At 45.3% G+C, this 19,522-nt stretch carries 13 protein-coding genes; 6 read left to right on the top strand and 7 right to left on the bottom strand.

The window, feature by feature from the left end:
- Positions 1 to 182 precede the first annotated feature (182 nt).
- From EZV76_RS07935 to ggt, 6 genes are all read left to right on the top strand, one after another.
- Positions 183 to 1,658 carry an aminotransferase class V-fold PLP-dependent enzyme gene (locus tag EZV76_RS07935; RefSeq protein ID WP_136566012.1) on the top strand — a complete coding sequence of 492 codons (1,476 nt, stop codon included), beginning with the start codon at positions 183 to 185 and terminating at the stop codon, positions 1,656 to 1,658.
- Positions 1,659 to 1,686: 28 nt separating this feature from the next.
- Positions 1,687 to 4,707: an amidohydrolase family protein gene (locus EZV76_RS07930; protein ID WP_161594394.1), complete on the top strand. Its 3,021-nt coding sequence runs from the start codon at positions 1,687 to 1,689 to the stop codon at positions 4,705 to 4,707.
- Between the two features lie 12 nt (positions 4,708 to 4,719).
- Positions 4,720 to 6,042 carry an amidohydrolase family protein gene (locus EZV76_RS07925; protein WP_136566010.1) on the top strand — a complete coding sequence of 441 codons (1,323 nt, stop codon included), beginning with the start codon at positions 4,720 to 4,722 and terminating at the stop codon, positions 6,040 to 6,042.
- A gap of 4 nt (positions 6,043 to 6,046) precedes the next feature.
- Positions 6,047 to 7,417 carry an alanine/glycine:cation symporter family protein gene (locus tag EZV76_RS07920; protein ID WP_136566009.1) on the top strand — a complete coding sequence of 457 codons (1,371 nt, stop codon included), beginning with the start codon at positions 6,047 to 6,049 and terminating at the stop codon, positions 7,415 to 7,417.
- A 10-nt stretch (positions 7,418 to 7,427) separates the two neighbouring features.
- On the top strand, positions 7,428 to 8,705 hold the full coding sequence (locus EZV76_RS07915) for a M14 family metallopeptidase (protein ID WP_136566008.1): 1,278 nt from the start codon (positions 7,428 to 7,430) through the stop codon (positions 8,703 to 8,705).
- A 64-nt stretch (positions 8,706 to 8,769) separates the two neighbouring features.
- Positions 8,770 to 10,455, top strand: a complete 1,686-nt coding sequence (ggt, locus tag EZV76_RS07910) for a gamma-glutamyltransferase (RefSeq protein ID WP_136566007.1) — start codon at positions 8,770 to 8,772, stop codon at positions 10,453 to 10,455.
- A 297-nt stretch (positions 10,456 to 10,752) separates the two neighbouring features.
- On the opposite strand, the gene EZV76_RS07905 is transcribed toward ggt, so the two are convergent.
- The 7 genes from EZV76_RS07905 to EZV76_RS07875 all read right to left on the bottom strand — a co-directional run bounded on the left by EZV76_RS07905 (position 10,753) and on the right by EZV76_RS07875 (position 19,478).
- A complete protein-coding gene (locus EZV76_RS07905) occupies positions 10,753 to 10,989 on the bottom strand; it encodes a hypothetical protein (RefSeq protein WP_136566006.1) in 237 nt (78 codons plus the stop codon).
- Positions 10,990 to 11,285: 296 nt separating this feature from the next.
- Positions 11,286 to 12,260 (bottom strand): nucleotidyl transferase AbiEii/AbiGii toxin family protein, encoded by a 975-nt coding sequence (locus tag EZV76_RS07900; RefSeq protein WP_136566005.1) that lies wholly within the window; start codon positions 12,258 to 12,260, stop codon positions 11,286 to 11,288.
- A complete protein-coding gene (locus EZV76_RS07895) occupies positions 12,257 to 12,982 on the bottom strand; it encodes a DUF6088 family protein (RefSeq protein ID WP_136566004.1) in 726 nt (241 codons plus the stop codon). Before EZV76_RS07895 ends, EZV76_RS07900 begins: the two co-directional genes overlap by 4 nt.
- A gap of 200 nt (positions 12,983 to 13,182) precedes the next feature.
- Positions 13,183 to 14,613, bottom strand: a complete 1,431-nt coding sequence (locus EZV76_RS07890) for an SLC13 family permease (protein ID WP_136566003.1) — start codon at positions 14,611 to 14,613, stop codon at positions 13,183 to 13,185.
- Between the two features lie 86 nt (positions 14,614 to 14,699).
- Positions 14,700 to 17,351, bottom strand: a complete 2,652-nt coding sequence (locus EZV76_RS07885) for an exo-rhamnogalacturonan lyase family protein (protein WP_136566002.1) — start codon at positions 17,349 to 17,351, stop codon at positions 14,700 to 14,702.
- Positions 17,352 to 17,373: 22 nt separating this feature from the next.
- A complete protein-coding gene (locus tag EZV76_RS07880; RefSeq protein WP_262709746.1) occupies positions 17,374 to 18,219 on the bottom strand; it encodes an ROK family protein in 846 nt (281 codons plus the stop codon).
- Complete coding sequence (locus EZV76_RS07875; RefSeq protein WP_136566001.1) at positions 18,216 to 19,478, bottom strand: MFS transporter; 1,263 nt, start codon at positions 19,476 to 19,478, stop codon at positions 18,216 to 18,218. Before EZV76_RS07875 ends, EZV76_RS07880 begins: the two co-directional genes overlap by 4 nt.
- Between the last annotated feature and the right edge of the window lie 44 nt (positions 19,479 to 19,522).

The following is a 19,522-nucleotide window of genomic DNA, read 5'->3' as shown; positions in this document are numbered from 1 at the left end:
GAATATCGCATTCTGTGAAAATTAATTAATCAATAAAGCTGCCCTTATCCATCAATACAAAACAAGTAAAAATAGAAACTTAGGCCTTATCGTATGGGGTCTTCAACACATTGCCATAAATATTTGAATTAGTAGTTTGTTGAGTTGGATTGGATAAAGGGTAGCTTTTCATAATAATAATCTTGAAAAAAGAAACATCATTGGAATCGTACTTCAATTCCTTTCGAAGAAATATTATCGGTATCGACGAAAATATCGAAACCCCTTTTGGGACCAAAAAGATCGTTTATGCGGATTGGATCGCGAGCGGTAGGTTATATGGCCCCATAGAGGATATCATGAAAAAAAAAATCGGTCCCTTTGTCGGGAACACCCATTCCGAGACCACTTTTACCGGGAAATTGATGACCAATCTTTACGAGGAGGCTAAACACCGGATCAAGGAACATGTCAATGCCACCGAGGAAGATGTCATTATTACCACTGACACCGGTATGACCGGGGTGCTCTGCAAGTTTCAGCGTATTTTGGGGCTAAAGCTCCCAGAAAAGTTCAAGAATTCCCTCTCGATTCCAGAGACCGAAAGACCTGTCGTTTTTTTGACCCATATGGAACACCATTCCAATCAGACGACCTGGTTGGAGACCATGGCCGATGTCGTATTGTTACAGCCTACAGAAGACCTGTTCGTCGATACACGCCAATTGCGCAGGGAACTTCGTAAATATGGGGACCGAAAACTCAAGATCGGTTCCTTTACGGCCTGTTCCAATGTCACGGGGGTGGGAACCCCCTATTATGAGTTGGCTGAAATCATGCATGAACACGACGGGTACTGTTTTGTGGATTTTGCCGCATCAGCACCCTACGTCCAGATTGATATGCACCCGGAGAACAAGGCAAGGAAATTGGATGCCATTTTTTTCTCCCCACATAAGTTTTTAGGGGGGCCTGGCAGTTCAGGCGTTTTGGTTTTCGACAAGGCGCTTTACAAGAACCGGATTCCGGACAATCCAGGTGGTGGAACGGTAAAATGGACGAATCCTTGGGGGGGGCACAGTTTTTTTGAAAGCATTGAGGCCCGGGAGGATGGTGGTACGCCTGGATTCCTACAGACCATAAGGACAGCCCTGTCGATCGCTCTGAAGGAAAAAATGGGCATTGAGCAGATCCGGCAACGGGAAAATGAACTTACAAGGAAATGTTTCGAGGAGTTGCCAAAGATCAAGGGCTTGCATGTATTCGCACCGGAAGTCAGGTACCGACTAGGGGTCTTTTCCTTTTATGTGGAACATCTCCATTACAATCTGGTGGTCCGATTATTGAACGACCACTATGGAATCCAGGTCCGGGGCGGCTGTTCCTGTGCCGGCACCTATGGCCACATACTGTTGGAGGTCACCCAGGAACGATCACGGCACATTACCGACCAGATCGAGCACGGAAACCTTAAGGACAAACCTGGGTGGATCCGTCTCTCACTCCATCCCACTATGACGGATGGGGAACTGGACCTTATACTGGATGCACTTCGCGAAATAGCGGAGCATGGTGCTGAAATGGCCAAAGCATATGATTACGATCCAATGAGCAATACCTTTTACCACAAGTCCGAATCCAACCAAAGACTGGACCTGGACCAATGGTTCGAAATCTAAAACCAAATAAATGATAAAATCACCAACAATGAAGATGAAAAAAACCTTTGGATACCTCTTTTTTTTAGGTATCATGTTATCTATGGGGAGTTCACTCGCACAGGAGACCTTTCCCAAAAACGATGTCCTCGATGCGCGCCCGGACAGGGTGGCCCTCACCCATGCAACCATCGTCACGGCCCCAACGCAAGTGATGGAGAATGCGATGTTGGTCATCCAAGACGGTAAGGTCGTTTCGGTACAAGCGGGGAACCAGGTACCCAACGGCTATCTGGAAATCGATCTCAGTGGACGTTATATCTATCCCTCTTTTATAGACATGTTTGGGGAATATGGGCAACCCGAGGTAAAACGTCCCCCATTCAGGAACCCTGTTCTCAGCAGGGAACAGATACAGTCCAATACCAAGGGACCCTACAATGCCAACGAGGCCATAAAATCGCAATACAACAGTTCCGAAAACTTTACCGTGGACAAAAAGCTTGCCTCCAAATGGAGGGCCCAAGGATTTGGTGCCATGGCGTCCATCAGAAGGGATGGAATTGCGCGGGGAACCGCTGCCCTAGTAGCCCTAGGCGAGGATACGGAAAACAATTTGGTCATCAATTCCAAGGTGGCCGACCATTACTCTTTTGACAAGGGCACCTCGACCCAGGACTATCCCATTTCCGCTATGGGGACCATTGCCCTTTTGCGTCAGACCTTTTACGATGCCAAGTGGTATGGCGCACAAACCGACAGCCCATTTTCGGACCTGTCGTTGGATGCCATGCTGGCCAATGGGAACTTACCTAAAATCATGGAGGCCGATGGTTGGTTGACAGTCTTAAGGGCCGATAAAATAGCGGATGAATTCGGGTTTGAGTTCATTATAAAGGGAGGTGGAGACGAATATCAACGGATTATGGAAGTGAAGGACATGAGGGCTCCCATGATCATACCGATCGACTTTCCCAAGGCCTATGATGTGAGTGACCCCTACATCACCAAGAAAATCACCTTGGCCGATCTTAAGCATTGGGAACTGGCCCCTACAAACCCGGCATCTTTGGAAAAGAACAGCATTCCCTTTGCCATCACCTCCTTTCCACCTGAAAATCTTCCTGACTTCTTGAAAAATCTGAGAAAATCAGTGGCGTATGGCCTGAGCAAAACGGCTGCACTCTCCTCTTTGACCACCGTTCCGGCCAAATGGTTGGGCGTTGACCAGGATATGGGCACTTTGGAAGCCGGTAAAATGGCCAACTTCATCGTTACGGACGGTGATCTTTTTGAACCGGGCACTCAAATTATGGACAACTGGATCGAAGGGAAACCCTATGTGGTAAACGAACCCATTTCCGAATCGATCCTTGGGGAATATGACCTATCCGTAGGTGGCTTAAAGGCCGTATTGTCCATTATCGAAAAAGGTCCCAAGTACCAAGCCGAATTGACATTGTCCGATGGATCAAAGGAAAAAGTGGAATTTAAAATGGATGGGGACCTACCTGTCCTTAAATTCACGGTCAAGGGAAGCCAATACAATCTGAAAGGTTGGACCAAACAAGAAAATGGAATGACCGTGCTTAACGGTACTGGCACCCTGAACTTTGGGGAGGACCAACCTTGGACCGCCCGGATGAAAGAAAAAGGAAAGGGCACCTTGGGAGCTCAAAAGGTACAGGATAAGGATCCTGTCGACTTGGGTGAGGTATTCTATCCATTCTTGGCCTTTGGCAGTCCGGAAAAGATTGCATCCCGATCCATTTTAATCACCGATGTCACCGTTTGGACGAACGAAGATGAAGGAATCCTCATGAACACGGACGTGCTTCTTGAAAATGGCAAGATTGCCAAGATCGGGACCGATCTCAGTGCCAAGGATGCCTTGGTATTGGACGGTACGGGCAAGCACCTGACCCCTGGAATCATTGATGAGCATTCCCATATTGCCTTGGGCGGTATCAATGAAATGGCACCAAATTCGGGAATGGTCCGGATGCAGGACGTGGTCGACCCCGATGACCCGGGCATTTATAGGGCTTTGGCCGGGGGCGTCGTTGCGGCGCAGCTCCTACATGGATCTTCGGATCCCATTGGGGGCCAGTCCGCTCTAGTAAAATTCAAATGGGGGGAGGATGCCAAGGGATTGTTGATCCAGGGCGCTGACCCCTTCATCAAATTTGCCCTTGGAGAGAACGTGAAACGTTCAAAAAACAACGTATCCATACGATTTCCAAGGTCCTTGATGGGCGTGGAACAATTTTATACCAATGCCTTCACCGAGGCCTTGGATTACAAAAAGGAATGGGATGCATATAGAAGCTTGGGCACAAAGGAAAAAAGGACCGCAGTGGAACCCCGTAAAAACATTCTGCACGAGACCATGTTGGAAATCTTGGAGAAGAAACGGTTCATTACGGCCCACTCCTACCAGGATAAGGAAATGTTGATGTTGATGGAGGTGGCGGAACGGTTTGGTTTTGCCCTAAACACGTTCACCCATGCCTTGGAGGGCTATCGGATCGCGGACCGAATGAAGGAACACGGGGTCGGGGGCAGCACATTTTCCGATCGTTGGAACTATAAATGGGAGGCTAGGAACGGGACCCCGTACAATGCCACCATCATGGACCGTGAAGGTGTGGTCACTGCATTGAACTCGGATAGTGGTGAAACAATGCGACACTTGAACCATGAGGCCGCAAAGATGGTCAGATATGGGGGGCTCACACCAGAGGAAGCCCTTAAAATGGTCACTTTGAACCCGGCAAGGCTCTTGCACCTGGACGATACCATGGGAAGCATCAAAGTCGGTAAATCCGCGGATGTGGTCCTTTGGACAGGAGATCCACTGTCGCTTTATTCCAAACCTGAAAAGACCATCATTGAAGGGGCCATTTATTTTGATCTGGCCAAGGATGCGCAGTTGCGCAGGGAGAATTCAAAAGAGCGTGCCAGGCTCCTCAAAAAAATGGAAGGGTTGGAAGGTACCGAGAACGTATCAACCAGAATATCCTTGGAACGGGTGGAATTCCATTGTGAGTCCTTAGAGATGCAGAACTAAATAATTAAGAACATGAAAAACAAGACATTTTATACGATATTGACCATGATACTGATCCTTTCGAGCCTTTTGGAAGGATTGGATGCCCAGATTCTTCCGATGGTTGCCAAGGAGCAGGAAACTCCCATCCTTTTGGTTGGGGGGACCGTTCATACCGGGGATGGCCGGGTATTGGAGGACACCGCGGTTGGATTTGACAAGGGAACCATTACCTTTTTGGGCAAAGCCTCCGATCTGGACGCCAATGGGATCGATTATAAGATCATAGACATAACCGGACAACAGGTATATCCGGGTTTTATCCTTTTGAATTCCATTATCGGTATCAACGAAATCAGTGGCGTTCCGCATACCAATGATACCTTGGAGGAAGGGGATTATCTTCCCAACCTACAAACAGTCTACGCCTTTGATATGACATCAACTTTTCTTCCACCTTTGCGGTTCAATGGGGTTCTTTACATTGAATCGATTCGATCAAGAGGTGTCATTCCAGGCACCTCATCGGTAATGTCCTTGGATGGCTGGAACTGGGAGGAAGCTGTATTCAAAAGGGCTGCGGCCATACACCTCGATTGGCCCTCTGCCCTATCGAGTTATTATGATGCCGAGACGAACAGCAGGATGCTCCGCCCCAATACTTCTTACGAAAAGATCACCGGTGAATTGGAAAAATTGTTCTCCGATGCCAAGCAATACGAACAAATGCCCACTGCCCAAACCAATTTGAAGTTGGAGGCCTTAACGGATCTGTTCCAAAAAGAAAGGGTACTTGTCATCCATGTGAATGAACCCAAGGAAATCATAGAGAGCATCACCTTTGCCAAGTCCTTTGGCATTGACCAAATCTCCTTGGTGGCCTCTGAGGGTTCCCTGGAAGTTGTCGATTTTCTCAAGGAAAACAAAATTCCGGTGATTGTCCCGCCTACCTACAACCTCCCCAGAAACGATGATATGGACTATGATGCCTTTTATGGTTTGCCAACAAAATTGCAACGGATGGGCATCGAGGTATCCATGTACCATGTGGGATCGTTGTCCAACTCCATCAATCTGCCCTTTTATGCGGGGACATCGGTGGCATTTGGGATGAACAAGGAGGAAGCCCTGAAGACCATTACCTTGCATCCCGCAAAAATTCTGGGAATTGACGATAAGCTGGGATCCATTGCCGTGGGCAAGGTGGCCAGTCTATTTGTATCCAAGGGGGATGCACTCGATATACAGACCAATGCCTTGACCTTGGCATTTATTGGCGGCAAGCAGATCGATTTGGAAGGACCACAACAATTGGACTACAAACGCTATTCCGCCAAATTCGACCAGAACGAATAAGCAGATGGGAAAAATTGAAGCAACGATAACCGGGATCAGTGACTGGATTTGGGGATTTCCCCTATTACTGCTGTTGGCGGGTGGCGGACTATATCTTTTGGTGTATTCCAGGTTATTGCCGTTCAAGCATTTCTGGCATGCCCTACAGGTCATCAGGGGAAAGTACGAGACGGCCTCGAATGTTGGACAGATCAGTGCTTTCAAGGCATTGACCACAGCCTTGTCCTCCACCTTGGGCATGGGTAATATTTCAGGAGTGGCCATTGCCATTACGATGGGTGGGCCTGGTGCCCTTTTCTGGATGTGGATCAGTGCATTGATCGGGATGGCGACCAAATATTATACCTGTTCCCTTGCCGTCATGTACAGAGGTACCGATGATTCAGGGGAATCCCAAGGGGGCCCCATGTATGTCATCGTCAATGGTCTAGGCAAACCATGGAAACCCCTTGCCATTTTCTTTTCAATGGCTGGCATCTTTGGCTCACTTCCCATTTTTACGGCAAACCAGTTGACCCAGGTCATCGTTGAAGTGATGCCCCCCTCATTTATGGGACCATCCAAGGGGCTGACCCTTTCGATGGTGGCGATCGCCATCAGCATTTTGGTGGGTCTGGTCATATTTGGCGGGATCAGGCGCATAGCAAACCTGGCCAGTCGACTGGTGCCTTTTATGGTCACCCTGTATTTTTTATCGGTAAGCTATATTTTGGTGGTCAACCATGGTAGGATCATTCCGGTCCTAATGGACGTATTTAGAGATGCCATGACCGGCGATGCGGTGTTGGGGGGAAGCCTGGGTGCAATCATCATCATGGGGGTACGAAGGGCCGCCTTTTCAAATGAGGCAGGTATCGGCACTGCCCCATTGGCACATGGTGCCTCAAAGAACACCGAACCGATCAAGGAAGGACTGGTAGCGATGTTGGGACCCTTTATCGACACCATAGTGGTATGTACCTTGACCGCCATTGCCATCTTGGTCACGGGAAGTTGGCAGCGTTCAGACCTCAGTGGTGTATCCATTACCTTGGATGCTTTCGTTTCTGCCATGCCTGGAATAGGTGCCCCGTTGTTGATCTTTATTGTGGCCATATTCGCATTGACCTCTTTGTTCACCTATTCCTATTACGGATCAAAATGTGTGGTATTCCTGTTTGGATCCAAATATCGGAACACCTATAACTACCTGTATATCGCGGGCATATTCCTTGGCTCGGTTTCCTCCTTGGCCGGTGTCGTGGGCATCATCGATATCAGCTTTGCCCTAATGTCCATCCCCACCATGGTTTCGGCGATTTTATTGGCACCGCGCATCAATGCGGCCACTGCATCCTATTTCAAGAAAATTGAACTGCAAAAACAACTAGCTTAAAAATCCTATTATGAAAAGAATCTTTGTACTCCTAAGCCTGTTGGCCATAGCGAACCTATTTGGCCAAGAACAACGGTTCCAGGGCCAACCCCCTGTGAACGCCGTACCAACGGATTCCAAACCGGTCCAAAAGCAATGGAAGGGACAGTTTGCCTTTCCGGATCAAGGTATTACCTTCTCCAATGAGTTCGACGGTGCCCGGTTGAACGGCTTGGTCCAGAACAATGACAGTACCTATACCCTATTGATCACTTCGGAGAACACTCCGATCAATACCAGTCCGTGGTATGCGTTCAAGGTTTGGGGAAAGCGTCCTATGACCATTGACGTATGGCTGACCTATCAAGCGAACAACAAACACAGGTACTATCCAAAGCTCAGCCATGACGGAGTGCACTGGACCGCATTGGATTCCCTTCGTTATGAGGAGATCGGCAAGGGAGATAGGGCCTTTGGCCCCGGCTCCTTGCCGGAAAAGGTCAAAATGCGTTTGGAAGTGGGCCCCGATACGCTCTGGGTCGCTGGCCAAGAATTGGAAAATTCGGCCCGGGTCAATGCCTGGATGGACAGTATTTCCCAGAAAAAGTTCGTGACCAAGAGCACCATTGGAAAGAGCCGTGAGGGCCGGAACCTCAATTTGCTCAGCATTGGTGATACGGACTCCAAAAATATGATCATGATCATTTCCAGACAGCATCCCCCTGAGGTAACAGGGTACCTGACCATGAAATCCTTTGTGGAGACCCTTTCCTCGGATACCAAATTGGCCAAAAAGTTCCGAAAGGAATTTGCCATCTATGTGGTCCCCTTAATGAACCCTGACGGGGTCGACAATGGGTTTTGGAGACATAATACAGGCGGGATAGACCTCAACCGGGATTGGGCCAATTTTAACCAACCGGAGACCTCTGCGGTCAAGGATTTCATGGAGGGGATGGTCGAGAAGACCCAAGGGAAGTTCTATTTCGGCATAGATTTCCATTCCACCTGGGATGATATCTACTATACTGTGGATCCGGAGCTCCATGGAAACATGCCCAATTTGGTCTCCACCTGGCTGGATGGCTTAAAGGAGCGCATCGAGGGATACGACCCCAATATCAAGCCCAATGGGGATTTGGTCCCTACCACGGTATCAAGGAACTATTTCTTCGTAAAACATGGTGCCGAGGCCTTGGTCTTTGAGGTCGGGGACAATACCCCAAGGGATTTTTTAAAGGAAAAGGCCGAGAAAGGCGCTGAAGCACTTATGGAAATCATGTTGGAGCGTATCAAGGACATGCCATGACCCGGCCAAAAGGGCAAAACCCGGAATCCAGAAAAGCAATTTCAAGTACCTTAAAAATAAACCCATGAAAAGAATTCTATATTTTCTTCCCTTACTACTATTTACCTACTGTACCCGTGAGTTACCTGCCGAACCGACAGGTCTGGTCACGGAAAATGCCATGGTGGTCTCTGCACGTAGGGAAGCTTCGGAGATAGGCGTTGAAATCATGAAAAAAGGCGGGAATGTTTTCGATGCCATGGTAGCCACCGAACTTTCCCTAGCGGTGGCCTACCCTTTTGCGGGAAACCTCGGGGGCGGGGGCTTTATGGTCTATCGCAAGAGCAATGGTGAAGTGGGAAGTATCGATTACAGGGAAAAGGCTCCATTGGCCGCCCACAGGGACATGTATCTCGACTCCCTGGGCAATGTCATCCCTGGACTGAGTACTTCCGGGGGAACCGCCGTAGGTGTCCCAGGTACCGTGGCCGGGGTTCTGGAAGTCCACAAGAAATTCGGAAAACTGCCCCTTGACGAAATCATGGAACCCATCATTGCCTTGGCCAGAAAAGGGGTGGTGGTCACCGAAAAACAGGCCAAAAGATTGGAAGGTACCCGAAAACGATTCATTGAAGCGAATAGTGACAGCACCAAATTCGCGACCGTGTACAAAGCTGGTGATACCATCAAATACCCGGCATTGGCCACCACCTTGGAAAAGATCATGAACGAGGGACATGATGGGTTCTACAAAGGGGAGGTAGCCCAAAAAATAGCGGCCTATGTACAGGCAAAGGGAGGTGTGATCACGGAGGAGGATCTCGCCAGGTATGAGGCCAAGTGGAGAACGCCCATTGTTTTCGACTACAAGGACATCAAGATCATCTCGATGGGTCCCCCCAGCAGTGGCGGGATGACCATGGATCAGATCTTTACCATGATAGCACCCTATGATATAGCTAGCTATGGCCACAATTCGACTAGGGCCATCCAATTGTTCACCGAAGCTTCCAGAAGAGCGTATGCGGACCGGAACCATTACCTTGGCGATCCCGATTTCGTGGACATTCCCTATACGGGGCTGATGGACGTTGACTACTTAAAGGGCAGAATGGCCGATTTTACTTTTGATAGGGCCACCCCGTCCGCGGAAGTAGGCCATGGAACGGTGGAAATTGTGGAAAGCAGCGAGACCACCCACTACTCCATTATCGATGCGGAGGGCAATGCCATCAGTGCGACCACGACCCTGAACGGTGGATACGGTTCCAAACTTTATATTGATGCCTTGGGATTTTTCCTGAACAATGAAATGGATGATTTCAGTACCAAGCCCGGTGTTCCCAATATGTTCGGTCTTCCTGGCTCCGAGGCCAACAGTATTGCACCCGAGAAACGAATGTTGAGCAGTATGTCACCGACCATAGTGGAAAGGGACGGCCAGCTGTACATGGTCGTCGGCACCCCTGGAGGTTCCACGATCATCACGGCCGTGGCCCAGACCATACTCAATGTCCACGAGTTCAATCTCAGCATGCAGGATGCCGTGAACGCTCCGCGGTTCCACCACCAATGGATGCCCGATGTAGTCGTGTTCGAACCCGAAGGCTTTCCTTTGGAAACCATTGAAACCCTAAAGGCAAAAGGCTACCAAATCAATGAGGGCAGGACCCGGATCATAGGAAAGGTAGACGCCATCCGAGTGCTGGAAGACGGCAGACTTGAGGGCGGGGCGGATAAACGAGGGGACGATACCGCTGCGGGATATTGACCACCCAGAGAACCAAACCCTACTTGGTAAAACGCATACTAATGATTTTTGAGACCATTGACTTTACGTATCCTATACACCTTCAAGGTAAGGGAATTTACCCATGAAAGATTGAAACGTTCTTCCTCAAATATCGCTTACCCTTTATATTCCGGATTGATATCCCTTTAATTTAAAAGCCAAAGACACCTTGGGGCAATTACAAACAAAAAATTGAACTTTACATATTATTGTAAATGAATTTTCAAAAACCAATAAATTCAAATATTGGTTGCGGTTTATGGAAAATCACGATATTCAACCATTGGTATCCACTTCCTTTAGGTATCCAACGTTAGAAAAATGCATTGAAAGACGGTAAACAAGCCCAAAAGCTATCAAAATTCCCCAAAAAATGCCCTGTATATCCACTGCAAAGTGAAAACCCATGATTCCAAAAGCAATAGAAATCATAGCTAACAATGCAACAATCACCCATCTACCAACGACCAAAAGTATACCTGGTAACAGTTCCACCACACCCACTGCTGGCATTATAAATTTATTGGCCAATAGTCCTTTGTAAACAGCAATGAACTCCTCGGTCATCACACGGTCGTAAGGCAGAAATCGAAAAAACTTATACAATCCGAATAGGATCAAGGTAACCCTAATCCTATTCGAACCATTAAATCTATTCTTCTGGACATTCCTTTTACTTCTTGGTCAAATGATATCCAACCGATTCAACGGCAGAAGTGATTTCCTCTGCTGGATAGTGGGTAGGTAGAGATAAGTAGATTAAAGATTTGCATTTCGTGTCCTTGTTTTGGTCTACTATTTGATCCACATTATACATTCTCCCATTTTATTTTTGTGAGTCTATTTGATATGGACAGAATTATTTCCAAAATGCTTTCCTCTTTTGGCAATTTTCCATAAACCAAATACTCAAACTCATTACGATAGGTATCTTTAAGTTGGTTCCATGTTTTTTCGGGTTCTTTGAAAATCAATGCTTGTTTTGGGTGGTACTTTAACCAATCATTGTTGTTCTTAAAACTTTGCGTATCATCATGGGCTACCCTTAGGAGCATTTTATCAAATGCAACCGAATTGAAAAATCCTAGAACCGTTTCATCCTTTAATAATTGATGAATATCGTATACATGCCTAATTTTGTTGTTCAAATCCTCAATTGGGTTTTTAGTATGGGAAAACCGGACCAAACTCATTATTTTTTCGCAAAGTGTTCTTTTGACATCCAACACAAGTACTTCAAAGGGTAATAATCCATAAGTCTCTGCTAGTTTCGTTTGGTTTGAGTCAACCATCATTTCATAGATATACGTATTGACGACCTTCTTAATATATGGTTCAAAGTGACCTAACCACGTAGCTTCAACAATGATAGTATCCCTTACTTGTCCAAAATCGCCCTCAAAGATTTTGGGATAGTTATAGGCAATCTTTCTTATCATTCCCATTTTATTGGTGATTCCATCAATATCCACCTCCTCGAATGGTTCTACTATTTCCTTGGTTATTCTTTTAAGCTTGTTCTTTAATTGGCTCCCCGTCTCTTCTTCCCTGCGCAATACTACCAAATCAATATCTTCACTAAAACGGTCAATGTATTTAAAACACTTTGACAAAGCTGTACCCCCCTTAAATATAGCCTCATCTTTGTTTGCACTTTCATAAATGAGTTTTAGGGCATAGCATATCCAATAATCCTTTTCCACGTAAATTTCTAGAATATCCATACGTTGGGCAGTTGCCCTTATCGCCTCAGCAAAGAGTTCACTATTAGTGTGCAGATTCATACGATATTCCAATTTGGTTGTGTTGTCAATGTGGTATCACGCAAATTATATCTATAGATAGTAAGTGGATTAAGTGAGTTTTTCAATTCTTTTATATCGATTGCCACATCAAGTTGTTCTAATAGTGCTCCCAACAAAGCCCTTACCCGTGGTGGGTACAAGAGAGCATACTTGATGAGTACATCCAATTCTTTGGATGTCATTTTCCCTAAACGTCTTAAAAAAATAAGAATAGCGGATTTTTTATCAACATCCGGAATGCTATTAAGGTCTTTCATGGCATCCAAAAAACCCAACATCCTATAATTTTTATCAGTAACGGGTGCGTAGCTCTTTACGGGCTTTGCTTTGATGCCGCCTCTATTAATATATATGCGCTTTTCGGCACTTGCTATTTTGTATAGTGACGGTATTTGGGTAGTCAGGTTCAACTGATTGTACAAAGAGGTTCCGGTTATATAGGCTATTCGCTTACCATCTTCGTATAAATATGGTCTTAGAATATCCTCTTCCCTTGGCTTTAGTTCTCCAAAAACCGTTACATTGGGTTTGTAAAAAATGCCTTTGGACAATTTTCTTATAATTCCTTTTTTTTGTAGTCGTTCCAAGGCCTTTGCAGCGGTTACATATTCTTCTGGCCGAATAGGTAAATCGGCATAACCAAAAGTACTGTCCTTCGGGAGTTCCGCTATTTTATCCGCTATTTTTTTTGCAATTGTCATTACAATGCAAAGATATTCAAATAAATTACATGTCAAGTTTTCTGCGCAAAAAACTTGACATATTGATTAAAAAGATTATTCGATGATCCGCCTTGATATTAATTAGTCACAAGATATTATTGGTATAGGTTATTAACAAACCACTCAATATGTTACTAGAAATTTCTCTTTGATGTGAACATACATTCCTCCACCATCTCTTATATTTTCAAAAATAGAGGCAATAGGAAATACACCGCAATGGCCAACACAAGAATGGAAATTAAATTCATTAAAAAACCAGTACGTACCATATCGGGGATTCTAAGGTAGCCCGATCCAAAGACCACCGCATTTGGGGGCGTTGCCACTGGAAGCATAAAAGCACAGGAAGCGGCAGTGGTACAGGCAACCATCAACACGAACGGATCAACATCCAAGGTCACCGCCAATGGTGCCAAAACAGGCAACATCATGGCCGTAGTGGCCAAATTCGAGGTGACTTCCGTCAAAAAATTTATGCAGGTTATGACCAATAATATCAACGTAAGCAAGGGTAATCCATCAAAGAATGTCATTTGTGAACCCAGATAAATTGCCAACCCACTAGTCTCAAAACCACTAGCGATGGCCATTCCTCCACCAAACAACAGAATTATCCCCCAAGGAATCTGAACAGCTTCTTCCCATTTTATCATCTTCCTACCCTTTCCAGCAGGCAAAATGAACAAAACAAGTGCCGCTCCAATGGCTATTATGGTATCATCTATCCCAGGAACAATCTTTTGTAATAAGAACGACCGTGTTATCCAACAGAGTGCGGTAAGAACAAAAACGGCCATAACAATCTTTTCTTCCCTTTTCATAGGTCCCAGTTCCTGTATAAGCCTATGGATCTCTTCCCTTCCCCCAGGAAATCTTCCTTGCCGCAACGGGTAGGCAATCCGCGTAAGGTATAGCCATGCCAAAATCAACAGTAGAATCGATATCGGAAGTCCAAACTTCATCCATTGCCAAAAACTGATATCCAACCCATAGGCCTTCTGTACAAAACCGGCAAAAACCAGATTGGGTGGGGTACCTATCAATGTTGCTATCCCTCCAATGGATGCCGAATATGCGATGGAAAGCATCAGCAACTTGCCAAAAACAGCATTTTCGTCCTTGGCGGTCTGTGGATTGTCCTTTAACTGTTTTACAATGGATATGGCCATCGGCATTACCATCACTGCAGTGGCCGTGTTCGATATCCACATGGAAAGAAACGCAGTAGCCACCATAAATCCTAATACAATGGTATACATATTGGTACCAATGGCCCTTATGATATGCAATGCGATTCTCTTGTGCAGGTTCCATTTTTCTATGGCCATAGCCAACATAAACCCACCCATGTACAAGAAAACATATTTATGGCCATAGTTAGCTGTGGTTTCCTCTAGGCCCAGTGCCCCCAACATGGGAAACAAAACAATGGGAAGCAGCGCCGTGGCAGCTATCGGAAGCACCTCCAAAATCCACCAAACACCTATCCATACGGTAACGGCCAAGATATCCCTTCCTTGGGAGGAGAGACCCTCCCCGCTAAAAAAGAAATGAATGAGAAGAAACAGAATCGGACCAAGTAAAAGGCCTATACGTTTATATGACATGTTTTTTGAATTGATTTGGTATGGTTATATAAAAAAGAGGCGTTGATCTATGATCGAACCGCCTCTTTTCGCAAAGATTACAAGATTTAATTCATATGTTCCTTGTCCATCCAGTACAACAGGTAAGGAATGTTATAGGCATGGGTCCATCCAAATACGCGAAGTCCTTGATTGGTTTCCCAATTGGTAAAGCTCTTTTTACTTTTTGGCAAATTGGAAATCTTGACCAGATCTTCGCTAAAAGCTTCCGCATTTTCATAGGATGCTGGTTCTTTGGGCAGTTCTCCGATCATTAGTACTTTGGCTCTCTCAAGAGCTTCATTCAGATACACTTTTTCCCCACTGAACTCATATCCTATCAACAATGGATATATGGTCGCCAAATATGATTCCATCTCATGGTTCAAGGGAGGCACATCCCTGACCCAGCGAGCATGTTTCAAAAGAGCTTGTCTCACGGTTTCATCACCGGTAATCTGTTGGTACTTATAAAGTCCTTGGGCAACATAGGTCTGACTATACCCATATCTATCCAAGAGTAGGTTTCCTCCCTGACGTTCCTGGAATTCCAACATTAACTTGACCCTATCGTCCAGTTCGTCCTTATACTTTTGGAGCTTGGTGGCATCGTACAGTTCAACAAGGTTTAAAACGGATAGATATAACCTTCTTCCCCTTAGATCATGCTCCCCCCATATTCTGTTGATATAAGTATCCCCAGTCATTCTGGCCACTTCGAGGGCCCTATGGTCGGCAGAAAGGTAATATGATGCAATCCAACCTTGTATCCATACATGGGCACTCAAAAGAGCATACCAGTGTTCATTGGCATGCCTTCTTCCTATGCCCAAATAGGGGGTGGATTTGGGTTCATCCTCATAGTTCCAGAAATCTATGGCATCATTTATCTCCCCATAATAGGTTCTTTTTTTGGGCCAATGCACATTGTCCACATCCATGGTATGCCTACTCATGGCTTGGGCCAAATTATAATATTTGGGGTCTCCTGTCCGCATAAAGTTGGTCCAGAGCATGAAGTCCACTGTGGGTTCATTATTGGTCCATTGTACCCATTTTCCATTAAAGTAGTAACTTTTCCCATCCCCATAGTTGAAAATCCCATACCACGGCTCATGCTTTTGGTTATAGGCCCACCATTGGTATTTATATTGCAGGGCGTTCTCAAATTCCGGATGCTTGGATGAAAAAGGGGCCATATTACCGTATGCCTTGGATTGGGTATACCACTCAGGTGTGGCATGCGCCACTGGATTTTCGATGATATAATCCATCTTTTTCCCTACTTTATCCATAGCATCGTTGTTGTGGAAGTAATAGACAAACTCTGTGGTCTTGGTAATCCCTTGGGCAAAATTGCCCAACATGCCCCCATCCGGTTCGGTATTATGTCTAGCAAAGTTCATGGGACCGTTTTCCTTGGGCCAAACACTGCCCAAGAGAGTTCCATTGGCAGGATCGACCTCAATCCCTTTGGGATATTCCTTCATAAAGTTTTTAATCCCAACGCCTACTCCTCGTTTTCCGTCGGTAACGTTGAGCCATCCTTTAGCCCTTTCCACTATTGCTTTACTTTCTTCCCCTTCTGAAACAGTGGCTCTAAATTCCAAAGCCGTATCGGGATTGTTCCCATCGTCCTCCTTTTTGAAACCGTTGAGGTACAAACTTCTTAAACTGGTGCTCTTTCTCCTTGCCGGGCCTTGTTGTAAAAGTTGAACTGGGGATTCCCCATTGGCAGCGATTTCCTCCAGAAAAGTATTGGCTTTGTCTTCTTTCCAGCTTCCTTCATATAGAGGCATTGAAACATTTACTTCATTATCCAGATGGTATTTAAGCTGAAGCCCACAGGCTGCAATTTGATCATTGGGCTGAGTCCAACCCATATCGTTCTCAGTGTTTTCCGTTACGATTATCTTATTTTGTGTGGCAATATTGGCATGTTCCCCTTCTTGTGGTTTATGTTTGTCCGGGATTCCTGTATAGGTCATGGTATGCAAAACTTTTATGTAGCTTTTTCCCGCATAGGCGTGCAACCAAATGGTAAAAGGGGACAGATTGTTATCCGATCTGCTATAGGTATAGGTTCCTTCTATCCGGAATATACTGTGCATCGGGCCAGATCCTTTCTCCCTGAACACCTCATTTATCACCGCTTTCGAAGTATCTATTCCGGCATCATCCAAAAGATCGAGAAAAGAACCCCTATTTTTTCCTGGTGAAGAAACAATGAGCTCCTCCTTATCAAACTTTCCATCTTTGTTGGAATCCAAAAACACTTCATCCAAAAAACCATTCCCTTTTTTATGTATGGAGAAGGACAAAGGCCCTGTATTCACCTCTATCCCACCTTGGGGTCGCATGTTGTTCATGGAAACAATCTTTTCTTTGGGAAGTATGGGTACTACAGAATCACCATATTCCAATATGTATTCTGAGTCTTTTTCGGAGAAAAAGAAAACCCATACCCATTTAACACTTTCGTCGGTTGGCCCCCAATTGCTCACTTCTGTGGTTTGACAAGGAATCTCAGTACCTCGGGATGTCAACAGACGTAGATGGTCCACCGAATGGAGTGTACCTTTTGGAAAAGGAATTCCAAGGGTTATTGGTGCACCTTCTTTATTGTTCTCTATGGTAATGTTGACCTGCTTGCCCTTTTCCGGGGTCTCACAGGATTTAAGCAAAAAACATGTAAGCAATATTAAAGCTAGTATTCTCATTTGTGCAATACGATTATACATTTTACAGACACAATGCAGCCGCGCCCAATATGGGAGCATCCATTAAGTCTGATGTTTCAATTTTTGTTTGTTCCAATTGTTTTTGATAAGTAAATGAAATTAAGGTTTCATACATCGATTCTTTAAAAAACGTATATGCCTTGCTTATGGATCCGCCAAGGACTATGGCTTGGGGAGCATACATATAAAGAATGGCCTTGATGGCTTCTCCTAGATGAACTCCGTATTCCTTGTACGCCTGTAGAGCCATCTTATCTTTATCCATGGCCTTCCTGAATAAGGCTTTGGCCGACTCCCCGTATTTTTCATCAAAGAAAAAACTACCCGCATAATGCTCCATAATCCCATCCTTATAAGGAATCATACCTACTTCCCCCGCTCCGCACAGTACGCCATTGTATAGCTTTCCATCCACCAAAATGCCCATACCCAATCCTGTTCCCAATGAAAGCGCTACACAATTCGAATATCCCATGGCTTTCCCAAAATGCTTCTCGCCCAACGCGAAACAGTTGGCATCGTTGTTAATATGGACAGGCACATTGTACCGATCTTGAACTTTTCTTCTCAAAGGAACTTTTGTCCAAGATGGAATGTTTTGTACATCATATACCATTCCTGAATCTGGATCTACTACCGCGGGAACACCTATACCTATGGCTCGAATTGAATCAGTCATAAGCTCATCAATGGCCCCAAACACCTTATTGAGGGCAATTTCCTCTGAATCATCTCGATTTACTTCAATGAGATGGGTATCCACTATTCTGTTTCCCATCACCCTGCCCGATTTGATCTTAGTTCCACCTATATCAACCCCAAGAACCTCTGCTCCAATCCCTTTCACTGTTCCTTCTTTAAGCTTATCGTCTTATTATTTACCAAGGGTTTGGCCCAAAAGCCGATGGAAAGAATAAATGCCAAGGGCAGTATCAGAAAAAACATTCCAGATTTCAGGGTCAACATTTCACCCAGCCCCCCTACCATAAATGGAATGACCGCTCCACCTGCTATACCGGTACATAAAATTCCGGACAACGAACCATGGTGTTCCTTTACCGAGTTGAGCGCCAATGAAACTATAATGGAATACATTACCGAAATAAAGAATCCCACCATTGGAAAACCTATCAATGCCATTTGGGATGAGCCTGTCAAGGCCAAAATAAGACAGACTATGGTTATGGATGTTGCCAAAATCAACAGTTTCCGGCTATCCATAAACTTCAACAATAGAAGGCCCAGCAGACATCCTACCGTCAACATGGCCCAAAAATAGGATACAGTGTCAGCTCCTGTGGTTTGTGGGTCAAGTCCGTGGTATTCGTATAAGAATTGGGATATCCAATTTCCAACACCTTGTTCCGTACCCACATAACAAAACATCCCTATAAAATACAGTATGGTCCATTTGTTTTTCAATAAATCCCAATAGGAGCTTTTGTCCCCTGCCCTTTCTTCCTCAGTCTTTTCAAACTTTGGATATTTGGTAAAAAAAACATAGAAAAACAACAAAAGGGATATTCCAGCAAACACAATATAGAGCGAGGCCCAAGGCAAATCCTCAGGCACCCATCCCCGCAACATGTCTGCAATCATATCGTTGGAAACCTCTTCCTTGTTCACCAAGTATTTATAGAGATAAGGGCTTAAAAAAGACGCTGACCCAAACACCAATTGCGCCAGTACCGAGTTGAATGCAAAATGTTCCTCACCTCCGGCAACGCGTAACATGGGATTAATAATGACCTGAAGGACCGCCATACAACAACCCAGTATAAATAGTGTAATACTGAACACACTGTACTGTGGGGTAAGGGCAAAGCCCATAGAGGCAATGGCCATTACCAGAAAGGATACGGACAGTAAGGTCTTCTCACTAAACCTTTCGGAAAGGAACCCTGCAGGTATGGACATGATCCCATATGCGATAAAGAATGTAAATGGCAGTAGGCCTGTCAAAGTCAGACTTAGATCAAAACTACCCTTAACATCCACTATTATCGAGTTCAGTATGTTGGTGATGAAGGATATTACAAAGAATACGATCATTACCAACCCAATGATGTGAAAATATCTTTTGGTTGTGGCCTTGTTGTGCTCCATTTTTAGTTGGTTGGTTATTTTAATCTTGGGGTTCCAAATATTGG

Origin of the sequence: Flagellimonas alvinocaridis (genome assembly GCF_004916895.1) — a bacterium.
GTDB classification, from domain to species: Bacteria; Bacteroidota; Bacteroidia; order Flavobacteriales; family Flavobacteriaceae; genus Flagellimonas; species Flagellimonas alvinocaridis.
The sequence above is the reverse complement of the archived record's forward strand: the minus strand, read 5'-3'. Positions and strand labels throughout refer to the sequence as shown.

Bases quoted from the DNA above. Each gene is read 5' to 3' on its own strand.
- EZV76_RS07895 (WP_136566004.1), bottom strand. From the start codon at position 12,982: ATGACAATTGCAAAAAAAATAGCGGATAAAATAGCGGAACTCCCGAAG.
- EZV76_RS07925 (WP_136566010.1), top strand. From the start codon at position 4,720: ATGAAAAACAAGACATTTTATACGATATTGACCATGATACTGATCCTT.
- EZV76_RS07905 (WP_136566006.1), bottom strand. From the start codon at position 10,989: ATGCCAGCAGTGGGTGTGGTGGAACTGTTACCAGGTATACTTTTGGTC.
- EZV76_RS07890 (WP_136566003.1), bottom strand. From the start codon at position 14,613: ATGTCATATAAACGTATAGGCCTTTTACTTGGTCCGATTCTGTTTCTT.
- ggt (WP_136566007.1), top strand. From the start codon at position 8,770: ATGAAAAGAATTCTATATTTTCTTCCCTTACTACTATTTACCTACTGT.
- EZV76_RS07920 (WP_136566009.1), top strand. From the start codon at position 6,047: ATGGGAAAAATTGAAGCAACGATAACCGGGATCAGTGACTGGATTTGG.
- EZV76_RS07885 (WP_136566002.1), bottom strand. From the start codon at position 17,351: ATGAGAATACTAGCTTTAATATTGCTTACATGTTTTTTGCTTAAATCC.
- EZV76_RS07875 (WP_136566001.1), bottom strand. From the start codon at position 19,478: ATGGAGCACAACAAGGCCACAACCAAAAGATATTTTCACATCATTGGG.
- EZV76_RS07930 (WP_161594394.1), top strand. From the start codon at position 1,687: ATGAAGATGAAAAAAACCTTTGGATACCTCTTTTTTTTAGGTATCATG.
- EZV76_RS07900 (WP_136566005.1), bottom strand. From the start codon at position 12,260: ATGAATCTGCACACTAATAGTGAACTCTTTGCTGAGGCGATAAGGGCA.
- EZV76_RS07915 (WP_136566008.1), top strand. From the start codon at position 7,428: ATGAAAAGAATCTTTGTACTCCTAAGCCTGTTGGCCATAGCGAACCTA.